This is a genomic window from Phaeacidiphilus oryzae TH49 (genome assembly GCF_000744815.1).
GTDB classification, from domain to species: Bacteria; Actinomycetota; Actinomycetes; order Streptomycetales; family Streptomycetaceae; genus Phaeacidiphilus; species Phaeacidiphilus oryzae.
Genome location: NZ_JQMQ01000005.1, coordinates 5,617,013 through 5,638,354 on the forward strand (window position 1 = coordinate 5,617,013; position 21,342 = coordinate 5,638,354).

Below are 21,342 nucleotides of genomic sequence, written 5' to 3' on the forward strand. Positions count from 1 at the left end.
CCGGACGGCATAGAACATCCGAGGCGAGAGGCCTTCGACGTGGCAGCACCGCAGAACTACCTCGCAGTCATCAAGGTCGTCGGCATCGGCGGCGGCGGCGTCAACGCCATCAACCGGATGATCGAGGTCGGGCTCAAGGGCGTCGAGTTCATCGCGATCAACACCGACGCCCAGGCGCTGCTGATGAGCGACGCCGACGTCAAGCTGGACGTCGGCCGGGAGCTCACCCGGGGCCTCGGCGCGGGGGCCAACCCGGACGTCGGCCGCAAGGCCGCCGAGGACCACCGGGAGGAGATCGAGGAGGTCCTCAAGGGGGCCGACATGGTCTTCGTCACCGCGGGCGAGGGCGGCGGTACCGGCACCGGCGGCGCGCCCGTCGTGGCCAACATCGCCCGCTCGCTGGGCGCCCTGACGATCGGCGTGGTGACCCGTCCGTTCACCTTCGAGGGCCGGCGCCGGGCCAACCAGGCCGAGGACGGCATCGCGCAGCTGCGCGAAGAGGTCGACACCCTCATCGTCATCCCCAACGACCGGCTGCTCTCCATCTCCGACCGCCAGGTCTCGGTCCTGGACGCGTTCCGCTCGGCCGACCAGGTCCTCCTCTCCGGTGTCCAGGGCATCACCGACCTGATCACCACCCCGGGCCTGATCAACCTGGACTTCGCGGACGTCAAGTCCGTGATGTCGGACGCCGGTTCCGCGCTGATGGGGATCGGCTCGGCGCGCGGCGAGGACCGGGCGAAGGCGGCGGCCGAGATGGCCATCTCCTCGCCGCTGCTGGAGGCGTCCATCGACGGCGCCCGCGGCGTCCTCCTCTCCATCTCCGGCGGCTCCGACCTCGGCCTCTTCGAGATCAACGAGGCCGCCCAGCTGGTCAGCGAGGCGGCGCACCCGGAGGCCAACATCATCTTCGGCGCGGTGATCGACGACGCCCTCGGCGACGAGGTCCGGGTGACCGTGATCGCCGCCGGCTTCGACGGCGGGCAGCCGCCGGCGATCCAGCGCGACCCGGTGGTCAAGTCGGAGCGCTCGCAGAGCGATCGGGGCGCCGGCGCGGGAGCCGACCGCGGCAACGGGTACGAGCGCGCCGGCTCGACCGCCGCCGGCGGAGCCTCGGCCTCCCGTTCGTACACCCTCGGCAGCGTGCCGCGGCCGGAGGAGCAGCAGCCGGCGCAGCCCCCGGCGAGCCCGCGCCCGGTCGAGCCGGTGGCCGGCCCGGTCCCGCCGCAGCCGGCGGTCCCGCCGTCCCGCCCGGCGTACGTGGACACCCCGGCCGAGGAGCTGGACGTCCCCGACTTCCTGAAGTGACCGCGCCCGAAGTGATCGGGGAGCGGGCCGACCTCGCAGGTGCTCACTTCGCCGCCACCAACCGGTGGGGCGGGGTGAGCACTTCGCCGTGGGGGGAGCTGAACCTCGGCGGGGCCGTCGGCGACGAGCCGGCCGCGGTACGGGAGAACCGGCGTCGGGCGGCCTCGGCGCTGGGCCTCGACCCCGCGGCCGTGGTCTGGATGAACCAGGTGCACGGGCGGGAGGTCGCCGTGGTGACCGAGCGTCAGCCCGAGGGCAGCGCGCCCGAGGTGGACGGAATCGTCACCGATCGTCCCGGTCTGGCGCTGGCCGTGCTGACCGCCGACTGCACCCCCGTCCTGCTGGCCGACCCGGACGCGGGCGTCACGGGCGCCGCCCACGCCGGGCGCCCGGGGCTGGCCGCGGGGGTCGTCCCGGCCACCGTCGAGGCGATGGTGGCGCTGGGCGCGCGGCCCGGCCGGATCGTGGCCAGGACCGGGCCGGCGATCTGCGGCCGCTGCTACGAGGTGCCGGCGGAGCTGCGGGCGGCCGTGGCGGAGGCGGTGCCGGCGGCGTGGTCCACCACCTCCTGGGGGACGGCCGCACTGGACATCCCGGCGGGTGTCCGGGCCCAGCTCACCGCCGCCGGGGTGGCGGACATCCGGCTCTCCCCGGTGTGCACCCTGGAATCCGAGGGGTATTTCTCCTATCGGCGGGCCTCCGCGACGGGGCGTCTGGCGTCCTATGTGTGGCTGGCTCCCTGAGGCGGATCCCCACCGGCTCCGGGGCGCCCGCATGGCGCGGGAATCGCGCGCGCATGCGAAAATCCTTGCACTGTGAGTGAGATGACACCCGACAGGGACCCCGCCGCGCGCCTCGCGGAGCTGCGCGGCAGCCTCGCCGCCGTGCGGCGGCGGATCGACGAGGCCTGCGACACCGCCGGCCGCCCCCGCGACGAGGTCGCGCTCATCGTCGTGACGAAGACCTATCCGGCCTCCGACGTCCGCCTCCTCTCCTCGCTCGGGGTGACCGAGGTCGCCGAGAACCGCGACCAGGAGGCCGCAGGCAAGGCCGCGGCGACCGCTGATCTCCCCCTCCGCTGGCATTTCGTCGGCCAATTGCAGACCAACAAGGTGCGTTCGGTGGCGGGTTACGCCGACCGAGTGCATTCCGTGGACCGCCTCCGGCTCGTCGAGGCCCTTTCGAACGCGGTGGAGAAGAGCGGGCGCGAACGGCCTCTCGGCTGCCTGGTGCAGGTCGCACTGGAGAAGGAGGGGGCCGTCGAGGGCGACCCCGTGCACCATCGCGGCGGAGCCGCTCCGAACGAAGTCGCACAACTCGCCGATGCCCTTGCTGCCGCACCAGGACTGCGACTTGACGGTGTGATGGCTGTCGCACCGCTCGTCGGCCGGTATGCCGGTAATCCGCGCGCCGCGTTCGAGAGGTTGGCGGAAATCGCAACCGCCGTACGGGAGGCGCATCCGACTGCCACGATGGTTTCGGCTGGCATGAGCGGTGACCTTGAGGAGGCCGTTCTTGCTGGTGCGACACATGTGCGCGTCGGGAGCGCGGTACTCGGCGTGCGCCCGCCCCTCGGGTAACGTCACCGGTTAGAAGATCAGACTACTGACAGACCAGTACAAAACAGACAACTTGATGCCCCATCGGATGTGGGGCAGCTAACCGTGGATCGTGGGAACCGCCCCTGCCGGGGCGGGGTCTGTGCCGGTGACGGAGCCGATCCACCACAGAGCGGAGGACAGGAGTATGGCCGGCGCAATGCGCAAGATGGCGGTCTACCTCGGCCTCGTGGAGGACGATGGTTACGACGGCCAGGGGTACGACCCCGACGACGAGGACTACGGTCCCGAGCCGGAGCCGGTGCGCACCGGACCGACCGAGGAGATCCCGCAGCAGCAGCCGGCCGCCCAGCCGCGCCCCGCGGCCGCGCCCGCTCCGGTGGCCGCCGCCCCAAGTGCCGCAGTTGCCCCGGTTCGTAGCGAATCGCCCAGGATGGCTCCCGTGTCATCCATCACACCAGAACGCCGCCACATCGAGAAGAGCGCATCGGTGATCATGCCCAAGGCCAGCTCGGAACGGGACGCGTACCGCATCACCACGCTGCACCCACGCACATACAACGAGGCCAGGACCATCGGGGAGCATTTCCGCGAAGGTACACCGGTGATCATGAATCTGACGGAGATGGACGACATCGACGCCAAGCGCCTCGTAGACTTCGCGGCTGGACTGGTCTTCGGCTTGCATGGAAGCATCGAGCGGGTGACACAGAAGGTCTTCCTGCTGTCTCCTGCTAACGTCGATGTCACGGCGGAGGACAAGGCCCGTATCGCCGAGGGTGGGTTCTTCAACCAGAGCTGACCCCGGCGCTGCGGAACGATCAACCCGCGTGGTTCGTCAGACATCGAGGACTGCGGAACCGCGAGGGGCCAAAGCCGGACGCGCAGCGTCAAACTGACAGACCGACAGCAAGGCAGCAAGGCAGCTTATGATTCCGCGGGCGGGTGGAACCCACGGGCGGAGCAGGGAGAGGGGTGAGCGATGAACGTCTTCCTCGAAGTCGTGTACATCGCGCTTGAGGTCTTCCTGATCCTCCTGCTGTTCCGCCTGGTGGTGGACTGGGTGTTCCAGTTCGCCCGCGGCTGGCGGCCGAAGCGGGGCATGGTGGTCGTGCTTGAATCCACCTATACCGTGACGGACCCGCCACTCAAGCTTCTGCGGCGGTTCATTCCGCCGTTGCGTCTCGGGGGCGTGGCGCTCGACCTGTCCTTCTTCGTACTGATGATCATTGTCTGGATCCTGATCTCCGTCGTAGGCGGGCTGTGACCGAATGACCGAAGCGATGCACAGAAACCGAGCAGCCCGCCGTTGTGCCGACGATCACGTTGAGGTGAAGAGATGCCGTTGACCCCCGAGGACGTTCGGAACAAGCAGTTCACGACCGTCCGCCTCCGCGAGGGCTATGACGAGGACGAGGTCGATGCCTTCCTCGATGAGGTCGAGGCGGAGCTGACCCGGCTTCTGCGGGAGAACGAGGACCTGCGCGCCAAGCTGGCCGCGGCGAGCCGTGCGGCCGCCCAGAACCAGCAGCGCAAGCCCGAACCGCAGGACCAGCACCAGCGTCCGGGCGGTGCCCCCGTCCCCGCCGCCATATCCGGCCCGCCGGCCCCGGGCCAGCAGGCCGGGCAGCCGACCCAGGCGATGCCGCAGATGCCGCAGCAGATGGGCCACCCCGGCCCGCCGCAGCTGGCCGGCCCGCCCCAGCTTCCGGGCGCCCCGCAGCTGCCCGGCCCCGGCGGCCACGGCCCCGGCCCGATGGGCGGCCCCGGCGGTCCCGGCCACCACGGTCCGGGCCCGATGGGCGGCCCCATGGGCGGCCCTGGTCAGCAGCACCAGCAGCAGCTTCAGCAGCACCAGCAACACCAGCAGCCCCACCTGCCGCAGCAGCAGCAGGGTGGCGGTGACAGCGCCTCCCGCGTGCTCGCCCTCGCGCAGCAGACCGCGGACCAGGCCATCGCCGAGGCGCGTTCCGAGGCCAACAAGATCGTCGGCGAGGCCCGCAGCCGCGCCGAGGGTCTGGAGCGGGACGCCCGCGCCAAGGCCGACGCGCTGGAGCGGGACGCGCAGGAGAAGCACCGCGTCGCGATGGGCTCCCTGGAGTCCGCCCGCGCCACGCTGGAGCGCAAGGTCGAGGACCTGCGCGCCTTCGAGCGCGAGTACCGCACGCGGCTGAAGTCCTACCTGGAGACCCAGCTGCGCCAGCTGGAGAACCAGGCGGACGACTCGCTCGCCCCGCCGCGCACCCCGGCCACCGCCTCGCTGCCCCCGGCGGCCTCGTCCATGTCGTCGATGTCTCCGGTCGGAGCGTCCCCGATGGGCGGCCAGACCTTCGGTGGCAACCAGAGCTTCGGCGGCGGCTCGGCCTCCGGCCCGAACGCGGGCGGCAACGGCGGTCCCAGCTTCGGCGGCTTCTCCGGCGCGGGCTCCTCCGCGCAGCAGCACGGGGCGGCCGGCGGCAACGGTCGCGGCGGCGTCGGCGCCCAGAACGGCGGCGGCCCGACCGGTGGCGGCCAGCAGCAGATGGCTCCCACCATGACCCAGCCGATGGCGGCGGTCCGCCCGCAGCCTCCGCAGCCGATGCAGCAGGCCCCGACGCCGATGCGCGGCTTCCTCATCGACGAGGAGAACGACAGCTGAGGACGTCGCCCCGACCCCTCACCGAAGCGCCCCGGCCTCCCCGGCCGGGGCGCTTCGGCGTTCCCGGTACCGCCGCGAGGCAGCGCCGCAGGCGCGAGTATGAGGCGCGGGGCTGTGACATCAGCGACTCTGCCGCGGGACGTGCCCGGTAGCGCCCCGGGCGCGGCGCCGCAGGCGCGAGTAAGGGGCGCGGGGAACTGCGCGCCCAGGCGGCTACGGCGCTGGACTCGGCAACGGCCACCGGGTTGCAACCCGAACTCCGTACCCGACTGCGGCGCTGCGCCCGGGGCGGGGCGCCGCAGGCGCGGGTAAGGGGCGCGGGGAACTGCGCGCCCAGGCGGCCGCGGCGCTGCACTCGGCAACGGCCACCGGGTTGCAACCCGAGCTCCGTACCCGGACTGCGGCGCTGCGCCCGGGGCGGCCAGGCGGGGTCCGGGGCGGCCAGCCCCGGGAAACGGGAAGGGGCGGGGCCGGGGCGAGGCGCAAGATACCCCGGCCCCGCCCCGCCCCAGTGGCTACGCCTTGCGCAGCCAGAAGGACACCGCGAGCCCCTCGTCGGAGAACTCCCGCTCGGCCCAGTCCGGCCGGCCCTCCGCGCCGGAGAACTCCACCGCCAGCACCTCCTCCGCGATCAGCGCGGAATGTGCCGCCAGCGCCTCGCCGGTCTCCTGCGACGCCGCCCGGTACCGCAGCACGATCCTGTCCGCGACCTCGAGACCGCTGCCCTTCCGCGCCTCCTGCACCTGCCGGATGAAGTCCCGGGCCAGCCCCGCCAGCCGCAGCTCCGGCGTGACCGCCAGGTCGAGCGCCACCGTCGCGCCCGCCTCGCTGGCCACGGCCCAGCCCTCCCGCGGGGTCTCCGTGATGAAGACCTCCTCCGGGGAGAGCGAGACCGTCTCGCCGCCGACCAGGACCTCCGCCGCCCCCGACTCCCGCAGCGCCGCGCTCAGCGCCGCCGCGTCGGCCGCCGCGACCGCCTTGGCCACGTCCTGCACGCCCTTGCCGAACCGCTTGCCCAGCGCCCGGAAGTTCGCCTTGGCGGTGGTGTCGACCAGCGACCCCCCGACCTCGGCCAGCGACTCCAGCCGCTCGACGTTCAGCTCCTCGGCGATCTGCGCCCGCAGCTCTTCGCCCAGCGCCTCGTACCCCTGGGCGGAGACCAGCGCCCGGCTGAGCGGCTGCCGGGTCTTGACCCCGGACTCCGCCCGGGTCGCCCGCCCCAGCTCGACCAGCCGTCGCACCAGCGCCATCTGCTGCGACAGCGAGCGGTCCACCAGCGTCTCGTCGGCCTCCGGGTACGCGGCCAGGTGCACGGACTCGGCGGCGTTCGGCGCCACCGGCACCACCAGGTCCTGCCAGACCCGCTCGGTGATGAACGGGGTGAGCGGCGCCATCAGCCGGGTCACCGTCTCGACGGCCTCGTGGAGGGTGGCGAGCGCCGCCGGGTCGCCCTGCCAGAAGCGCCGCCGGGCCCGCCGGACGTACCAGTTGGAGAGGTCGTCGACGAAGCCGGAGAGCAGCTTGCCGGTGCGCTGGGTGTCGTAGTTCTCCAGCGCCGCGTCGACCTCCTTGACCAGCTGGTTGAGCTCGCTGAGCACCCAGCGGTCGAGCACCGGCCGCTCGCTCGGAGCCGGGTCGGAGGCGCTCGGCGCCCAGCCCGCCGTACGGGCGTAGAGCGCCTGGAAGGCGACGGTGTTCCAGTAGGTCAGCAGGGTCTTGCGGACGACCTCCTGGATCGTCCCGTGCCCGACCCGCCGGGCCGCCCAGGGGGAGCCGCCGGCGGCCATGAACCACCGCACCGCGTCGGCCCCGTGCCGGTCCATCAGCGGGATCGGCTCCAGGGTGTTGCCCAGGTGCTTGGACATCTTCCGGCCGTCCTCGGCCAGGATGTGCCCGAGGCAGACCACGTTCTCGTACGAGGAGCGGTCGAAGACCAGGGTCCCGACCGCCATCAGGGTGTAGAACCAGCCGCGGGTCTGGTCGATCGCCTCGCAGATGAACTGCGCCGGGTAGCGCCGCTCGAACAGCTCGGTGTTCCGGTACGGGTAGCCGTACTGGGCGAACGGCATCGAGCCCGAGTCGTACCAGGCGTCGATCACCTCGGGGACGCGCACGCTGGTCTCGGCGCAGCCGGCCGCCGGGCAGGTGAACGTCACGTCGTCGATGAACGGCCGGTGCGGGTCCAGGTCGGTCAGGTCGCGGCCGGCCAGCTCGCCCAGCTCGGCCAGCGAGCCGACGCAGGTCAGGTGGCCCTCGCCGCAGCGCCAGATGGGCAGCGGGGTGCCCCAGTACCGGTTGCGGCTGAGCGCCCAGTCGATGTTGTTGTTCAGCCAGTCGCCGAAGCGGCCGTGCTTGACCGTCTCCGGGAACCAGTTGGTCCGCTCGTTCTCCCGCAGCAGCTCGTCCTTGACCGCGGTCGTCCGGATGTACCAGGACGGCTGCGCGTAGTAGAGGAGCGCGGTGTGGCAGCGCCAGCAGTGCGGGTAGCTGTGCTCGTACGGCAGGTGCTTGAAGAGGAGGCCGCGCGCGTCCAGGTCGGCGACCAGGTCCTCGTCCGCCTTCTTGAAGAACTTGCCGCCCACCAGCGGGAGTTCGGGCTCGAAGGTGCCGTCGGGCAGCACCGGGTTGACCACCGGCAGACCGTAGGACTTGCAGACCCGCATGTCGTCCTCGCCGAAGGCGGGGGACTGGTGGACCAGGCCGGTGCCGTCCTCGGTGGTGACGTAGCCGTCGTTGACCACGAAGTGGGCGGGGGAGTCGAAGGAGATCAGCTCGAACGGCCGCTGGTAGGTCCAGCGCTCCATCTCGGCGCCGGTGAAGGACTCGCCGGTGGCGGTCCAGCCCTCGCCGAGCGACTGCGCCAGCAGCGGCTCGGCGACGACCACCTTCTCGTTCCCGTCCGTGGCCACCACGTAGCGCACCTCGGGGTGGGCGGCGACGGCGGTGTTGGAGACCAGGGTCCACGGCGTGGTCGTCCAGACCAGCAGCGCGGCCTGCCCGGCCAGCGGGCCGGAGGTGAGCGGGAACCGCACGTACACCGAGGGGTCGACGATGGTCTCGTAGCCCTGGGCCAGCTCGTGGTCGGAGAGGCCGGTGCCGCAGCGCGGGCACCACGGGGCCACCCGGAAGTCCTGGACCAGCAGCCCCTTGTCGAAGATCTGCTTGAGCGACCACCACACCGACTCGACGTAGGACGGGTTCATCGTCCAGTACGCGTTGTCCAGGTCGGTCCAGTACCCCATCCGGCGGGTCAGCGCCTGGAAGGCGTCCACGTGCCGGGAGACGGACTCGCGGCACTTCTCGTTGAACTCGGCGACGCCGTAGGCCTCGATGTCCGGCTTGCCGCTGAAGCCGAGCTCCTTCTCCACCGCCAGCTCGACCGGCAGGCCGTGGCAGTCCCAGCCGGCCTTCCGGGGGACGTGGTAGCCCTTCATGGTGCGGTAGCGGGGGAAGACGTCCTTGAAGACCCGGGCCTCGATGTGGTGGGCGCCGGGCATGCCGTTGGCGGTCGGCGGGCCCTCGTTGAAGATCCACTCCGGACGCCCCTCGGTCTCCTCCAGGGTGCGCTGGAAGATCTTGTTCTGCTCCCAGAAGGCGAGGATGCCGTGCTCCAGCTCCGGCAGGTCGACCTGCGCCGGAACGGCGCGGTAGCCGGGACCGCTGGGGGTGGGGGTCGGGTCGCTGGTGGTCATGGGCGCTGATCTTCCTCCGGCGGACGAACTCTGCTCCGACGGAGGGACGAGAACACCGCTCCTGCAGCGGCGGGCCCGCGGTACCACCCTCCTTGACCGCGATACGGGCCGATGCCCGGTCACGGCCCCCTCATTGGGGTTTGCGGTCGGTTCTACTCGCCCCGGGCGGGGCTTTCCTCCGACGGCTCCGGGGTGATCTTCCCGCCCGCGCACGCCCCCGGGCTCACACCGTCCCCGGGTCGCTCATGGCTGCGTTCGGAGGTACTCCTCCCCATCCACGCCTCGCACGGGCAGTCTACAGGTGCGCGGGGCGTGCGCCTGACGCGCCGTCCGATGATCGTGACTCGGGGCGATTATCGGGTCACGATCTGGGCACAAACTCGTCAGGTCGCAGACGGGGCCTGCCGGATGCCCGCCACGGATGGCTAGGGGGATGTCCGGTATGTCTCGTTGTGATGCGATTTCCAACGAATTATCGTTCCGGCACTGCGTCGCGCATCGCTGCGCGGCGTTCAGCAGTGTCCGGAGCCAGTGCGAAGTCGTCTAAGGGGTCGTGAAAAGCCATGGCGGACAAGGCAATGAGCGGTTGCGCGGCAGGCCGTGCGGGGACGCCTTTGGTCGACCCGGGGGAGGGGACCGTGACCCGGCGCAAGACCAGTACCAGCACGAGCAGGCCGACGGCGCGCAGTCGTACGACACGCGCCGCCACCGGCGCCCGTGCCGGGAGGACGGCCGCGGGAGCGGCCTCCTCCGGCGCCGCCGCCCCGGCCCAGCCGCTCGCCGAGCGGCCGTCGGATCCGGCGGCGCTCCCGGTCCGTCCCGGGGAGGACCCCTGGACCCAGACCGAGATCGACGAGCTGATCGCCGGGCTCACCGGCGAGGCCGACCGGCTGCGCGAGGAGATCCGCACGGCGGAGCTGGCGATCAGCGGGCTGATGCGCGACTCCGGCGACGGGGCGGGCGATGACCAGGTGGACGCGGGCACCAAGAACATCTCCCGCGAGCACGAGCTGGCGCTCACCAACAACGCGCGGGACATGCTGGCGCAGACGGAGCGGGCGCTCACCCGCCTCAGCACGGTCGCCTTCGGCGCCTGCGAGTCCTGCGGCGGCCCGATCGGGAAGGCCCGCATGCAGGCGTTCCCCCGGGCGAGCCTCTGCGTGGAGTGCAAGCAGAAGCAGGAGCGCCGCTGACCACGCCCGCCCCGGCGCAGCGCCGAAGGCGCAAGTAAGGGGCGCGGGGAACTGCGCCGCCGACCAGGCAGGCTGCCGCACCCGGCAACGGAGAGTGGGTTGCAACCCAGTCGCCGTCGCCGGGTGCGGCGCCGTGGCCGGCCGGGCGCGCAGTTCCCCGCGCCCCTGGGTTTTGCGGCTGCGCCGCGACAACCCCGGGGCGCAGCCCCGCGGCGCCCGCCGCCCGCGCAGCGCACCGCGCTCGCGCTACCCTTGCCGCACCACCCGATACGTCTCGCGGAGCGCATCATCAGTACGCCAGGCACACCGGATTCGGATCAGCAGGCGCCCGAAGACGCCCCGGCACCCCCCGCCGGCGCGTCCCGCGCCATACTGCGGCGCCGCCGGATCGGCATCCTTCTCGCCGTCGCCGCCTTCGCCTACCTCCTCGACCTCGGCAGCAAGATGCTCGTGGTCGCCAAGCTGGAGGGGCACGACCCGATCCGGGTGATCGGCGACCTCCTCGAGTTCCAGGTCATCCGGAACTCCGGAGCGGCGTTCAGCATGGGCCAGGCGATGACCATCGTCTTCACCGCGATCGCCGCCGCCGTGATCGTGGTGATCTGCCGGCTCGCCCGCAAGCTGTACAGCCTGCCCTGGGCGATCGCCCTCGGCCTGCTGCTCGGCGGCGCCTTCGGCAACCTGACCGACCGGGTCTTCCGCTGGCCGAGCGTCTTCCGCGGCGAGGTCGTCGACTTCATCTCGGTGAAGCACTTCGCGGTCTTCAACCTGGCCGACTCGGCCATCGTCTGCGGCGGCATCCTGGTGGTCCTGCTCTCCTTCCTCGGCACCAACCCGGACGGCTCCACCCACCGCGAGGCCGGCAAGCCGGGCGACCAGCCGGGGCAGTCCGACGGCCCCTCCGCACAGAGCAAGGACTCCGGCGGGGCGGCCTCCGCCGAAGCCGCGGGCTGACCTCTCCGCCCACCTCCGCGACGGGACGTCCCAGCTCTCCGGCATACTCGACCGGGTGAGCACCGTTCCGCAGATCCGGTCCCTACCCGTGCCCGACGGCCTCGAGGGCGAGCGTCTCGACGCCGCCCTCGCCCGCATGTTCGGCTTCTCCCGCACCAAGGCCGCCGAGCTCGCGGCATCGGGCAAGGTCACCCTGGACGGTGCCCAGGCGGGCAAGTCCGAGCGGGTCACCGCCGGCTCCTGGCTGGAGGTCGAGATGCCGGCCGAGGCCGCCCCGGTGGAGGTCGTCGCCGAACCGGTCGAGGGAATGCGGATCGTCCACGACGACGACCACCTGGTGGTCGTCGACAAGCCGGTCGGCGTCGCCGCCCACCCCAGCCCCGGCTGGACCGGGACCACCGTGGTCGGCGGGCTGGCCGCGGCCGGCTACCGGATCGCCACCTCGGGCGCCGCCGAGCGCCAGGGCGTCGTCCACCGCCTGGACGTCGGCACCTCGGGGCTGATGGTGGTCGCCAAGTCCGAGCTGGCGTACGCGAACCTCAAGCAGCAGTTCCGGGACCGGGTCCCGGACAAGCGCTACCACACCCTGGTCCAGGGCCACCCGGACCCGCTGAGCGGAACGGTGGACGCGCCGATCGGCCGGCACCCCAGCAACGACTGGAAGTGGGCGGTGACCGCGGCCGGCAAGCCCTCCGTCACCCACTACGACCTGATCGAGGCGTACCGCGCGGCCTCGCTGCTCGCGGTGAAGCTGGAGACCGGCCGCACCCACCAGATCCGGGTGCACATGTCCGCCCTCCGCCACCCGTGCGTCGGCGACCTCACCTACGGCGCCGACCCGACCCTGGCCAAGCGCCTGGGCCTCTCCCGGCAGTGGCTGCACGCCGTCCACCTCGGCTTCGAGCACCCGGGCGACGGGGCGTGGGTGGAGTTCGACAGCCCCTACCCGGACGACCTCCAGCACGCCCTCGACGCCATCGCCTCGGAGAGCTGACACCGTGCCGAACCCCGCCACATCCGTTACCTCCACCCCCACCACCGCCACCCCCACCACCGCCGCGCCGGCCGCGCCCGCCGTGCCCGCCGCCCGCGCGGAGATCCGGATCCGCGAGATCGCGCCCGGGGAGCTGCCGGTGGTGCACGCCATCCGCCGCGAGGTCTTCATCGTCGAGCAGGGCGTCCCCGAGGAGGACGAGTGGGACGACCTCGACGGCGGGTGCGTCCACCTCCTCGCCGAGGACGCCGACGGCTCCCCGCTCGGCACCGCCCGGCTGATCCACGGCGACCAGGCGTACAACCTCACCGGACGGGACGACGTCGTCCTCCTCGGCCGGCTCGCCGTGCGGCTCGGCGCCCGCGGCACCGGGCTCGGCGCCGCCCTGGTCCGCGCGATCGAGCGGGCCGGCGTCGAGCGCGGCGCGCGCGAGCTGGAACTCCACGCCCAGGTCGACGCGATCGGCTTCTACCAGCGGCTCGGCTACGCCGCCCACGGCCCCGAGTACCTGGACGGTGGTATCCCGCACCGCACCATGACCCGCGTCCTGACAAGCTGAACTCTGCCGGGCGCGGCAGGCACAGCAGGTACGACACCACGGAGAGGAACCCTTCCCGATCCATGGCGCAGCTCAGCCTTCTCTTCGCGATCCTGGTCGCCGGGGTGTTCACGATGCCCCTCTCCGAACGGATCCGGATCCCGCAGCCGGTGCTGATGACCGTGTTCGGGATGGTGCTGGCGCTGCTCCCGTTCGTGCCCAACATCTCGGTCGAACCGGACCTGATCCTGCCGCTGGTCCTGCCGCCACTGATCTACGCCGCCGCGCAGCGCTCCTCGGTGCGCTACTTCAAGGCCAACGCCAAGGTCATCCTGCTGCTCGCGGTCGCCCTCGTGCTGGTCACCACGGGGGTGGTGGCCTGGGTCTTCCACGGCATCCACCCGGCACTGCCGCTGGGCGCGGCGGTCGCCCTGGGCGCGCTGGTCTCCCCGCCCGACCCGGTCGCCGCGGCGGCGGTGGCCGGGCAGGTCGGGATGCCGCGCCGGCTGCTCGGCATCCTGGAGACCGAGGGACTCTTCAACGACGTGGTGGCGCTGGTGGTCTACGGCCTCGCCATCGGTGCCGTGGTGACCGGCGAGTTCTCCGCCGGCGCGGCCGCCCTGGAGCTGGTGCTCTCGGCGGTGGTCGCGCTGGCCGTCGGCATCGGCCTGGGCTGGCTGACCGGCAAGCTGATGGGCTATCTGGACGACTCCACCCTCCAGGTGGCGATCAGCCTGCTGGTGCCGTTCGCCGCGTACGTCCTCGCCGACGAGTTCCACGGCTCCGGGGTGCTCGCGGTGCTGGTCGCCTCGCTGGTGATCGGCCAGCGGGTGGAGGCCGACGACGTGGGCTTCCGGCTGAGCGGGGCGGCCTTCTGGGACGTGGTCGAGCTGCTGGTCAACGGCATCGCCTTCGGGCTGATCGGGCTGGAACTGGCCAGCGTGGTCAGCTCCGGGATCGAGTGGCGTTCGATGCTCGGGGACGCCTCGATCGTGCTGGCCGTGGTGATCGGCGTGCGGCTGCTCTGGCTGCTGCCGGGCGCCTGGCTGGCCAACTGGCTGGACCGCAGGCGCGGCTCCAAGGAGGACGCGGCCCCGCTGAACTGGCGGGAGTCGATGGTGCTGTGGTGGTCCGGGATGCGCGGGGTGGCGTCGATCGCGCTGGCCCTCGCCGTTCCGTTCTCCGTCCACGGGGGGAAGGACTTCCCGGGGCGGGACCGGATCATAGTGATCGCCTTCGCGGTCGTCCTCTTCACCCTGCTGGTGCAGGGGCTGACCCTGCCGCTGGTGGTGCGGGTGCTGGGGCTGACGGCCGATCAGGACGCGGAGAACGCGGCCGAGCGGAGGCTGTGGCTGCGCGCCACGAAGGCCGCGCTCCGGCGCCTCAAGGAGATCGACGAGGACGAGGAGCTGCCGGAGGACATGGTCGAGCGGCTGCGCCTGCGGCACGCGGACCGGCTGGCCCGGTTCCGCCCGGACGTCTACGACGAGGAGCAGCGCGCCGAGGCGAAGGCGCGGGTGCTGCGGATCCGGGAGTTCCGCCGGGTGGAGGACGAGATGCTGGCCGCCTCCCGCGCGGAGATGGTCGACGCCCGCAGCGAACCCGGAGCCGACCCCGAGCTGGTCGACCGCGTCCTCCGCAGCCTCGACCTCCGCTCGAACCCCCGCTGACGCCGCTCACGCGCCCTTCGGGGGACACTGGACCCTCGCCCACCGAGAAAGGCCCCCTCACCCCATGGCCCGCATCCTCCTCCTGCACTCCGTCTTCGGCTTCCGGCCCGCCGTACGCGACGCCGCCGAGCGCCTCCGCGCGGCCGGCCACGAGGTGCACACCCCCGAGTACCTGGACGGCAAGCTCTTCGAGGACGTCGAGGAGGGGCTCGCCTACGTCGAGGATGTCGGCAAGGAGCAGCTGATGCGGCGGGTCCTCAGGACCGCGCTGCCGCTGATGGAGGACGGCCGGGGCCCGCTCACCTACGCCGGGTTCTCGCTCGGCGGCTCGCTCGCCCAGAACCTCGCCCTCAACGACGAGAACGCCTCCGGCCTGCTGCTCTTCCACGGCACCTCGGACATCCAGGAGGACGCCCACACCGAGATGCCGGTCCAGCTGCACGTCGCCGAGCCGGACCCGTTCGAGCCGGAGGACTGGCTGAACGCCTGGTACCTCAACATGCTCAAGGCCGGGGCGGACGTGGAGATCCACCGCTACCGGGGGGCGGGCCACCTCTTCACCGACCCGTCGCTCCCGGACTACGACGAGGCGGCCGCCGAGCGCGCCTGGCTGATCGCCGACGCCTTCCTCGCCGAACTCGACTGAGCCTCCTGGGCCTTGGGTCTACCTGTTGCGGGACCACGACGCCGACCCGGTGCCGGAAGGGCTGGATCCGGATCCCTATGACCCGGCCTGGGTGTTCCAGGTGTCGCCCGGGCAGTTGCAGGAGTGGTACTCCAGCCGCCGGACGTTCCGCTGGCGCGGAGAGCTGTTCGATCTCGCCGGGGAGTCCGAGGGGACGGTCACGGGCTACCACGCCGGCAGGCACCTCGACCGGGTCATCGACCACGTGGAACAGGTCGAGCAGCACTCGTTCATGGGCACCTTCCCCCTCAGCCCCACCCGAAGGGATCCCCCTACGATGACCTCCGCGATCCCTACCCCCGACCTCTCGCCGCAGACGATCATGCAGTTGCCCGTCACCCGCGAGGCCGCCGAGCGGTACGTGGCCAACCAGGCCCTGCCCGGGCTCTTCGAGTGATCTGAGAACGCCGGCGCAGCTGCGCGAGGGGCTGGCACTGGACGACCACGGCGCCGGCTGGTCCCCCGTTCCGGAAGGCGCGTCCCACGCCTACCAGCTGCGCTTTCGCGCTCCTGACGACCTCGTGGCCCCCACGACGTTCGGCGCGGTGGATGATCCCGCACTGGCGGACCGTGTCGCGCACATGGCCGGTCAGGACAAGGGCCGCCCGTGGCAGGACCCGTTCACCGGGACCGGATATACCGGGGGAGGTGTCCCCGAGTGGGATGCCAGGCCCGTCGAGTTCCAGGGCCGGGCGGAGATCTGGAAGATCACGCCGGACGGCCGGGAGGCCATGGCGGGCTACTTTCACGAGGGGAGATGGTGGAGGACCGATGGGTGACAGCGGGCAGTACAGGCCAGGGCGGTACGCCGTGTACCGAGGGGTGGCCTACCAGGCGCACGGGAGCACCCACGCCGAGGAGATCGTGCTGAGCGCGGAGGAGGGGCAGCCTGCCCCCGAAGGCCTGGAGTCCGACGTCCAGGATGACGTGCGCTACTACCTCGTCCGGCCCTCGCAGCTCGACGCGTGGTACTCCTCCCGCTGGGAGTTCCGCTGGCACGGCGGGGAGTTCGCGAGCGTCGGCGCCCGGGACGGCCGCATCACCGGGCAACTCGTGGGCGGATCGGTACCGGAGGGGCTCACCCGCAGCGGGCCCACCGACTATGACGGCGCCTTCCCACTGGAAGAGGTCACCGACCTCACCGAGCACCGCACCGACCTCCTCGCCAAGTGGAAGGCCCAGCACGGCGGGTGACGTCGCTTCACCCGTCCCGAACCGAAGGGACGTCCCTGTCCATGACCTCCGCGATCCCCACCCCCGGCCTCTCGCCGCGGACGATCATGCAGTTGCCGGTCACCCGCGAGGCCGCCGAGCGGTACGTGGCCAACCAGGCCCTGCCCCGGCTCTTCGAGCCCACCCGGATGTGGGGGCTCTGCTCGCGGATGGTGGACGTCGCCCGCGCGGAGTCCGGCGCCGACGCCCGCGCGCGGCACGGACTCGCCGAGGACGAGGCGGGCTTCCCGCCCGGCGACGGCCTCTTCGTGCTGCGCTTCCTCGCCTCCTGGCCGGGGCTCTTCCAGGCCTCCTTCGGAGGGCAGACCACCGCCGGCGCCGCCCGCCTCGACTCCACCCTCGTCCTGCCGCCGCCCTTCCTCGGCACCGGCTACACCAAGTACGCCCCCGCCGCCGTCCCCGAGTACTGGCTGGAGCTCACCGAGATCCCGATCGGCACCGAGCTGTGGCACCTCGCCGAGGCGTCCGGAGAGGAGCACGCCCAGGGCCTCGCCCGCTACGCCGGCCGGCACTCCGGCTGGCATGCCTTCCCCGCCGCCGCCGAGCGCGGGCTCGCCCCGCCGCGAGCGGCCCCGCCGCCCCCGCCGGCGCGATCGCCCGCGGACTGCTCGCCACCCTCGGCGGCGCCCGGTATCCCGCCGACTTCGGCCCCGAAGCCGGCTCCCTCACCGCCTACCGCGAGGCCCCCGACGGCACGATGACCTCCCGTCAACTCGACGAGGGCGCCGCCGAGGCGGTCGAGTACCGCCGCCTCCTCGCCACCTGGCGCGACACCCGGTTCGAACTGCTCGCCGTCCATGAGGAGACCGCCACCCTGGCCCACATCACCGGCAACGCCGAGCAGGCCGCCGAACTCGGCCTCACCCCGGCCGGCCGCCACGCCTGGCGCATCCAGCTCCCCACCGCCGAGCTCGGCGAGATCGTCGAGGAGACCCGGCGCCTCCCGGCTCCCCAACCGCACTTCGCCGACCAGGGCTGACCTCCGCGGCAGCCGCCCGCACACCCTCACGGCGCGCTGCGCTCCACCTCGACCTGCGGGTACGGCGAGGACCGGCCGGCCAGCAGCGGTTCCGGCAGGCCGCGGGCCACATGGTCGAGGAACGCGGCCAGGTAGGCGTCGGTGATGGTCAGCGCCTCGTCGCCGTCGATCGACCCCAGCCCGACCGCGGACCGGATCGGCGCGGCCAGGTAGTAGGCGCCGTAGTCGCTGAAGTTGAAGTGCGCGGCCCCGTGGAGCCGGTAGATCCAGACGGGCCCGGTGCAGGCCGCCAGCAGCGCGCGGGCGGCGTCGCGCTCGGACCGCTCGTCGGTGCCGTTCGGCCGGCAGCTTCCGGTGATGCAGGAGCCCTGGCCGGCCAGCAGCATCATCGGCTTGCCGAGTCCGGAGTGGACGACCGTGCCGAACTGGGTTCCGTCCAGGTCGGCCGCGCCGGCGCAGCGCGGGTCGTCGTGGCAGGCCTGCAGCGCCGCGGCTCCGCCGAAGGAATGGCCCAGGTACACGGTGGTGGCCGCGTCGACGTGCCCGGCGAACCGGCCCGCGGCGTCCAGCGCGGCGACGCGGGTGGCGGCGAAGCGGTCGTCGGCCGCCCATACGCCGACCAGCCGGTCGTCCACCGGGCGCATGGCGGCCGCGTCGGAGCCCTGCGGGTTTCCGGCGGGTGTCGCGGTCACCGGCCGCCCGTTCAGCACGGTCAGGTTCGCGCTGTAGGTGGGGGTGACCCCGGCGACCAGGTATCCGTGGCTGGCCAGGTTCTCCGCGAGCGTCGTGTACTGCGGCGCGGCCAGGCCCAGGCCGGGTTCGAGCACCACCACGGGGAACCGGCCGGCGGCGACGGGGGCGTCGGCGACGGCGTGCACCCGGATGCGGTCGAAACCGGTCTCGCCCAGCCCGGGCAGGCCGCCCACGTGCAGCTTCGACCAGGCGCCCGGGGCGTACGGCGCGGGTGGCGCGGGTGGCGCGCCGGGGGCGGGTGCGGCCGGGTACCAGAGCCACCCGGACAGTTCCCGCGGCAGGCCCGGCCGCGGGGCGAGCGGGTCGGTGCGCGCGGGGTCGGTCCAGTCCGCGATGGTCCGGCCGACCGGATAGCGCCCGGTCGGGGCGGGCAGGGTGACCCGCTGTCCCCGCCGGACCGCCACATAGCCGGTGTAACCGCCGAGCGTCACCAGCAGCACGGTCACCAGGACGAGCAGGGTCCTCAGGGTGCGGCGCGGCCACCGGCGGTCAATGCGCATCGACGTCGCCCCGGGCGCGTGCGAAGGCGGCCCGCAGGCCGCGTGCGGAGGAGGTCGCCGCGACCGCCAGGCTGCCCGCCATGACCATGCCGTAGGCGGTCAGTGCCGCGGACCCGGGCCGGTGGTCGGCGGAGGTGACGAGGCCGCAGCCGACGCCGGCGGAAACGGCCACCGCCATGAGTGCCGTGGCGACCGCGCCGGCCAGGGTCGCGAGGCGCAGCCCCGCTCCGCTCGGCGTGACCTGCCGCAGCGCGCCGGCCGGTCCGGCGGCGCAGACGGCGCCGGCGAGCAGACCGAGCCCGACCAGGACCAGAAAACCGGTGCGGCCGACACCGGCCCCGTGGGTGATCAGCCCGAGTACCGCCGCAGCGCCGAGGAAGGCCGATACGGCGACCAGCGGGGCGAGCAGCAGCAGGCGGGCACGGCGGCGGCCGGGACGGCATCGCGGGGCGCGCAGTACGGCGGCCACCGGGGGCAGCCAGCCGACCGCGATGGCCAGCGCCGATGCGGTCGAGGCCAGCGCGTGGACGTCGTACCACCCGGCGGCCGGGTCGGTGTGCCCGGTGACGTACCAGGCGCCGTCCCGGCTGGTCTTGGCGAACAGGACTGCTCCGGCCGCCAGCGCGGTCCACGCGCACAGGGTCACCGCGACGGTGGCGCGCATCCGTCCGGTCCGGTCGTGCAGGTGCGTGCTGGGGCGGGCCCAGGCGCGCACCGCAGCGGCCGCGACGTCGATCATCTGCCGGACCCCGACGCCGCTCTCCTCCAGCAGGGCCGTGAACTCCGTGGCGTACCGGTGCCGCCACGCGGGCGGGTACAGCCCGGCCAGTGCGCGCGCCCGCCAGTCGGGCCTGTCCTCGGCGGCGTCCGGGGTCCTCACGGCGTGGCCCCCGCGGCCCGGAGTCTGCGCAGCCCCAGGTCGGCCACCCGCCGCATCTGCCGCGCCTGCTCGGCCAGCGTGCGCTCGCCGAGTGCGGTGATCCGGTAGGGGCGGCGACGGCCTTGCGCGGGCAGCGCCTCGATCAGCCCGTCGGCCTCCAAGCGGGCCAGCACCCCGTACAGCGTGCCGGCGCCGAGGACGACGCCCACCGCCTCCGCGATGTCCTGGGTGATCGCGTAACCGTGCCTGGGCTCGTCGGCCAGGCTCGCCAGCACGAGTACGGCCGGATCGGTTTCGGACGCCATGACTCCCCTCTCGGTCGGCCCTCGCGGGAGGATATAGCGCACCACGATGTATCGCCAGACGTAGTACTGAGCGACGTGATGTCGCGGCCCCGGGTGTCGCGGCGCAGCCGCAAACCCAGGGGTGCGGGGAACTGCGCGCCCAACCGACCACATCGCCGCACCCGGCCACGGCGCCTGGGTTGCAACCGGGACTCCGTACCCGGCCGCGGCACCGTAAGTGGCTGGCCGCGCAGTTCCCCGCGCCCCTGGGTTTGCGGCTGCGCCGCGCCACCCCAGGGGCCCGCGGCAACATCGCGCCGTGCGCCCGGGGCTTGCTAGGTGGAGCAGTGTTCCGTATCGTCTATGTTGAACGTTGTTCCGTTTAGCTTGTCGCCAGTTGCGAGGAAACCCATGAAGTACCGCACGCTCGGCCGGACCGGAATCAAGGTCAGCCCCTACTGCCTCGGCGCGATGATGTTCGGCGGCGCGGCCAACGCCGACCACGAGGACGCGATCCGGCTCATCCACAAGGCGCTGGACGCCGGGATCAACTTCGTCGACACCGCCGACGCCTACTGGCGCGGCGAGTCCGAGGAGATCCTCGGCAAGGCGCTCAAGGGCGGCCGCCGCGACGAGGTGGTGCTCGCCACCAAGGCCCACCTGCCGATGGGCGAGGACCCCAACCAGCAGGGCAACTCCCGGCGCTGGATCGTCCGCGCGCTGGACGACTCGCTCCGCCGCCTGCAGACCGACCATGTCGACCTCTTCCAGATCCACCGCCCGGCGCCGGACACCGACGTCGAGGAGACCCTCTCCGCCCTCACCGACCTGATGCGGGCCGGCAAGGTACGGGCGATCGGCTCCTCCACCTTCCCCGCCTCCGAGATCGTCGAGGCGCAGTGGGTCGCCGAGCGCCGCGGCCTGCAGCGCTTCCGCACCGAGCAGCCGCCGTACTCGATCCTGGACCGCGGGATCGAACGCGAGGTGCTGCCCGTGGTCGAGCGGTACGGGATGGGGGCACTGGTCTGGAGCCCACTGGCGCAGGGGATGCTGACCGGCCGCTACCGCAAGGACGGGAAGCGCCCGGAGAGCGTCCGGGCGAACTTCGGATTCAGGCACCTCAGTGACGAGCGCCGGCTGGACGCTGTCGAGCGGCTGATCCCGGTCGCCGAGGAGGCCGGACTGTCGCTCACCCACCTGGCGATGGGCTTCGCCGTCGCGCATCCCGCGGTCACCTCGGCGATCCTCGGCCCGCGCACGATGGAGCAGCTCGACGACCTCCTCGCGGGCGCGGAGACCGAGTTGAGCGACGAGGTCCTCGACCGGATCGACGAGATCGTGCCGCCCGGCACCGGTGTCGGCGCGCTCGACATGGACTACGACACCCCGGCCGTCCAGCAGGCCCGCCTCCGCCGCCGCCCGCCGGGGGAGCGCGCGGCGGCCTGAACGGCGTACCCGCCCCCCGGTGTGGGTAGCCTGACC

General features: G+C 72.7%; 22 protein-coding genes. 18 read left to right on the forward strand and 4 right to left on the reverse strand.

The annotated features are described in order from the left end of the window. Positions 1-39: 39 nt before the first annotated feature. From ftsZ to BS73_RS28755, 6 genes are all read left to right on the forward strand, one after another. A complete protein-coding gene (gene ftsZ / locus BS73_RS28730) occupies positions 40-1,308 on the forward strand; it encodes a cell division protein FtsZ (RefSeq protein WP_037577329.1) in 1,269 nt (422 codons plus the stop codon). Then, positions 1,305-2,051: a peptidoglycan editing factor PgeF gene (gene pgeF / locus BS73_RS28735; protein ID WP_407675076.1), complete on the forward strand. Its 747-nt coding sequence runs from the start codon at positions 1,305-1,307 to the stop codon at positions 2,049-2,051. Before ftsZ ends, pgeF begins: the two co-directional genes overlap by 4 nt. Before the next feature lie 81 nt (positions 2,052-2,132). Further along, positions 2,133-2,888 carry a YggS family pyridoxal phosphate-dependent enzyme gene (locus BS73_RS28740; RefSeq protein WP_037581553.1) on the forward strand — a complete coding sequence of 252 codons (756 nt, stop codon included), beginning with the start codon at positions 2,133-2,135 and terminating at the stop codon, positions 2,886-2,888. 166 nt (positions 2,889-3,054) lie between these two features. Then, positions 3,055-3,669 (forward strand): cell division protein SepF, encoded by a 615-nt coding sequence (locus BS73_RS28745; protein WP_037581555.1) that lies wholly within the window; start codon positions 3,055-3,057, stop codon positions 3,667-3,669. A 180-nt stretch (positions 3,670-3,849) separates the two neighbouring features. Then, complete coding sequence (locus BS73_RS28750; protein ID WP_037577330.1) at positions 3,850-4,134, forward strand: YggT family protein; 285 nt, start codon at positions 3,850-3,852, stop codon at positions 4,132-4,134. A 72-nt stretch (positions 4,135-4,206) separates the two neighbouring features. Further along, entirely contained in the window at positions 4,207-5,505 is a 1,299-nt protein-coding gene (locus BS73_RS28755; protein WP_037577332.1) for a DivIVA domain-containing protein, read from the forward strand. Between the two features lie 515 nt (positions 5,506-6,020). Here the strand turns inward: BS73_RS28755 and ileS are convergent. After that, positions 6,021-9,197, reverse strand: coding sequence for an isoleucine--tRNA ligase (gene ileS / locus BS73_RS28760; RefSeq protein ID WP_037577334.1), 3,177 nt, complete (start codon positions 9,195-9,197; stop codon positions 6,021-6,023). Between the two features lie 638 nt (positions 9,198-9,835). Between ileS and BS73_RS35605 the strand changes: the two genes are divergently transcribed. The 11 genes from BS73_RS35605 (at position 9,836) to BS73_RS28815 (ending at position 17,443) form a co-directional block, all read left to right on the forward strand. Beyond that, positions 9,836-10,390 (forward strand): TraR/DksA family transcriptional regulator, encoded by a 555-nt coding sequence (locus BS73_RS35605; RefSeq protein WP_322987299.1) that lies wholly within the window; start codon positions 9,836-9,838, stop codon positions 10,388-10,390. A gap of 267 nt (positions 10,391-10,657) precedes the next feature. Beyond that, entirely contained in the window at positions 10,658-11,344 is a 687-nt protein-coding gene (gene lspA / locus BS73_RS28770; protein WP_084704929.1) for a signal peptidase II, read from the forward strand. Positions 11,345-11,399: 55 nt separating this feature from the next. Then, the gene (locus BS73_RS28775; protein ID WP_037577340.1) at positions 11,400-12,338 is read left to right on the forward strand and encodes an RluA family pseudouridine synthase; all 939 of its coding nucleotides are present in this window, start codon (positions 11,400-11,402) and stop codon (positions 12,336-12,338) included. Between the two features lie 4 nt (positions 12,339-12,342). Further along, positions 12,343-12,897 (forward strand): GNAT family N-acetyltransferase, encoded by a 555-nt coding sequence (locus BS73_RS28780; protein ID WP_235215572.1) that lies wholly within the window; start codon positions 12,343-12,345, stop codon positions 12,895-12,897. A gap of 62 nt (positions 12,898-12,959) precedes the next feature. Continuing rightward, on the forward strand, positions 12,960-14,546 hold the full coding sequence (locus BS73_RS28785) for a Na+/H+ antiporter (protein WP_037577343.1): 1,587 nt from the start codon (positions 12,960-12,962) through the stop codon (positions 14,544-14,546). A gap of 64 nt (positions 14,547-14,610) precedes the next feature. Continuing rightward, positions 14,611-15,192, forward strand: a complete 582-nt coding sequence (locus BS73_RS28790; protein WP_037577347.1) for a dienelactone hydrolase family protein — start codon at positions 14,611-14,613, stop codon at positions 15,190-15,192. Between the two features lie 25 nt (positions 15,193-15,217). Continuing rightward, positions 15,218-15,628, forward strand: coding sequence for a hypothetical protein (locus BS73_RS28795; RefSeq protein ID WP_037577349.1), 411 nt, complete (start codon positions 15,218-15,220; stop codon positions 15,626-15,628). 148 nt (positions 15,629-15,776) lie between these two features. Then, positions 15,777-16,010 carry a hypothetical protein gene (locus BS73_RS28800; RefSeq protein WP_152617760.1) on the forward strand — a complete coding sequence of 78 codons (234 nt, stop codon included), beginning with the start codon at positions 15,777-15,779 and terminating at the stop codon, positions 16,008-16,010. Next, positions 16,003-16,425, forward strand: coding sequence for a hypothetical protein (locus BS73_RS28805; RefSeq protein ID WP_152617761.1), 423 nt, complete (start codon positions 16,003-16,005; stop codon positions 16,423-16,425). The genes BS73_RS28800 and BS73_RS28805 overlap by 8 nt, the downstream gene beginning before the upstream one ends. A 41-nt stretch (positions 16,426-16,466) precedes the next feature. Beyond that, the gene (locus BS73_RS28810; RefSeq protein ID WP_037577356.1) at positions 16,467-17,165 is read left to right on the forward strand and encodes a hypothetical protein; all 699 of its coding nucleotides are present in this window, start codon (positions 16,467-16,469) and stop codon (positions 17,163-17,165) included. Next, positions 17,162-17,443, forward strand: a complete 282-nt coding sequence (locus BS73_RS28815; protein ID WP_037577359.1) for a hypothetical protein — start codon at positions 17,162-17,164, stop codon at positions 17,441-17,443. The genes BS73_RS28810 and BS73_RS28815 overlap by 4 nt, the downstream gene beginning before the upstream one ends. A gap of 26 nt (positions 17,444-17,469) precedes the next feature. Here the strand turns inward: BS73_RS28815 and BS73_RS28820 are convergent, their stop codons facing one another. From BS73_RS28820 to BS73_RS28830, 3 genes are read right to left on the reverse strand one after another with little or no spacing between them, the layout of a single operon-like run. Then, positions 17,470-18,696, reverse strand: a complete 1,227-nt coding sequence (locus tag BS73_RS28820) for an alpha/beta hydrolase (protein ID WP_051941013.1) — start codon at positions 18,694-18,696, stop codon at positions 17,470-17,472. Further along, positions 18,686-19,576 carry a hypothetical protein gene (locus BS73_RS28825; protein ID WP_051941016.1) on the reverse strand — a complete coding sequence of 297 codons (891 nt, stop codon included), beginning with the start codon at positions 19,574-19,576 and terminating at the stop codon, positions 18,686-18,688. The genes BS73_RS28820 and BS73_RS28825 overlap by 11 nt, the downstream gene beginning before the upstream one ends. Beyond that, positions 19,573-19,881, reverse strand: coding sequence for a PadR family transcriptional regulator (locus tag BS73_RS28830; RefSeq protein ID WP_037577362.1), 309 nt, complete (start codon positions 19,879-19,881; stop codon positions 19,573-19,575). Before BS73_RS28830 ends, BS73_RS28825 begins: the two co-directional genes overlap by 4 nt. Positions 19,882-20,271: 390 nt before the next feature. Here BS73_RS28830 and BS73_RS28835 point away from each other — a divergent pair, with 390 nt between their 5' ends. Further along, positions 20,272-21,306 (forward strand): aldo/keto reductase, encoded by a 1,035-nt coding sequence (locus BS73_RS28835; RefSeq protein WP_037577365.1) that lies wholly within the window; start codon positions 20,272-20,274, stop codon positions 21,304-21,306. Positions 21,307-21,342 lie beyond the last annotated feature (36 nt).

Coding starts and splice junctions, on each gene's coding strand:
- BS73_RS28785 (WP_037577343.1), top strand. CDS start 12,960: ATGGCGCAGCTCAGCCTTCTCTTCGCGATCCTGGTCGCCGGGGTGTTC.
- BS73_RS28820 (WP_051941013.1), bottom strand. CDS start 18,696: ATGCGCATTGACCGCCGGTGGCCGCGCCGCACCCTGAGGACCCTGCTC.
- BS73_RS28740 (WP_037581553.1), top strand. CDS start 2,133: ATGACACCCGACAGGGACCCCGCCGCGCGCCTCGCGGAGCTGCGCGGC.
- BS73_RS28790 (WP_037577347.1), top strand. CDS start 14,611: ATGGCCCGCATCCTCCTCCTGCACTCCGTCTTCGGCTTCCGGCCCGCC.
- BS73_RS28835 (WP_037577365.1), top strand. CDS start 20,272: ATGAAGTACCGCACGCTCGGCCGGACCGGAATCAAGGTCAGCCCCTAC.
- BS73_RS28805 (WP_152617761.1), top strand. CDS start 16,003: ATGGGTGACAGCGGGCAGTACAGGCCAGGGCGGTACGCCGTGTACCGA.
- BS73_RS28830 (WP_037577362.1), bottom strand. CDS start 19,881: ATGGCGTCCGAAACCGATCCGGCCGTACTCGTGCTGGCGAGCCTGGCC.
- BS73_RS28750 (WP_037577330.1), top strand. CDS start 3,850: ATGAACGTCTTCCTCGAAGTCGTGTACATCGCGCTTGAGGTCTTCCTG.
- BS73_RS28745 (WP_037581555.1), top strand. CDS start 3,055: ATGGCCGGCGCAATGCGCAAGATGGCGGTCTACCTCGGCCTCGTGGAG.
- BS73_RS28810 (WP_037577356.1), top strand. CDS start 16,467: ATGACCTCCGCGATCCCCACCCCCGGCCTCTCGCCGCGGACGATCATG.
- ileS (WP_037577334.1), bottom strand. CDS start 9,197: ATGACCACCAGCGACCCGACCCCCACCCCCAGCGGTCCCGGCTACCGC.
- BS73_RS28755 (WP_037577332.1), top strand. CDS start 4,207: ATGCCGTTGACCCCCGAGGACGTTCGGAACAAGCAGTTCACGACCGTC.
- BS73_RS28815 (WP_037577359.1), top strand. CDS start 17,162: ATGACCTCCCGTCAACTCGACGAGGGCGCCGCCGAGGCGGTCGAGTAC.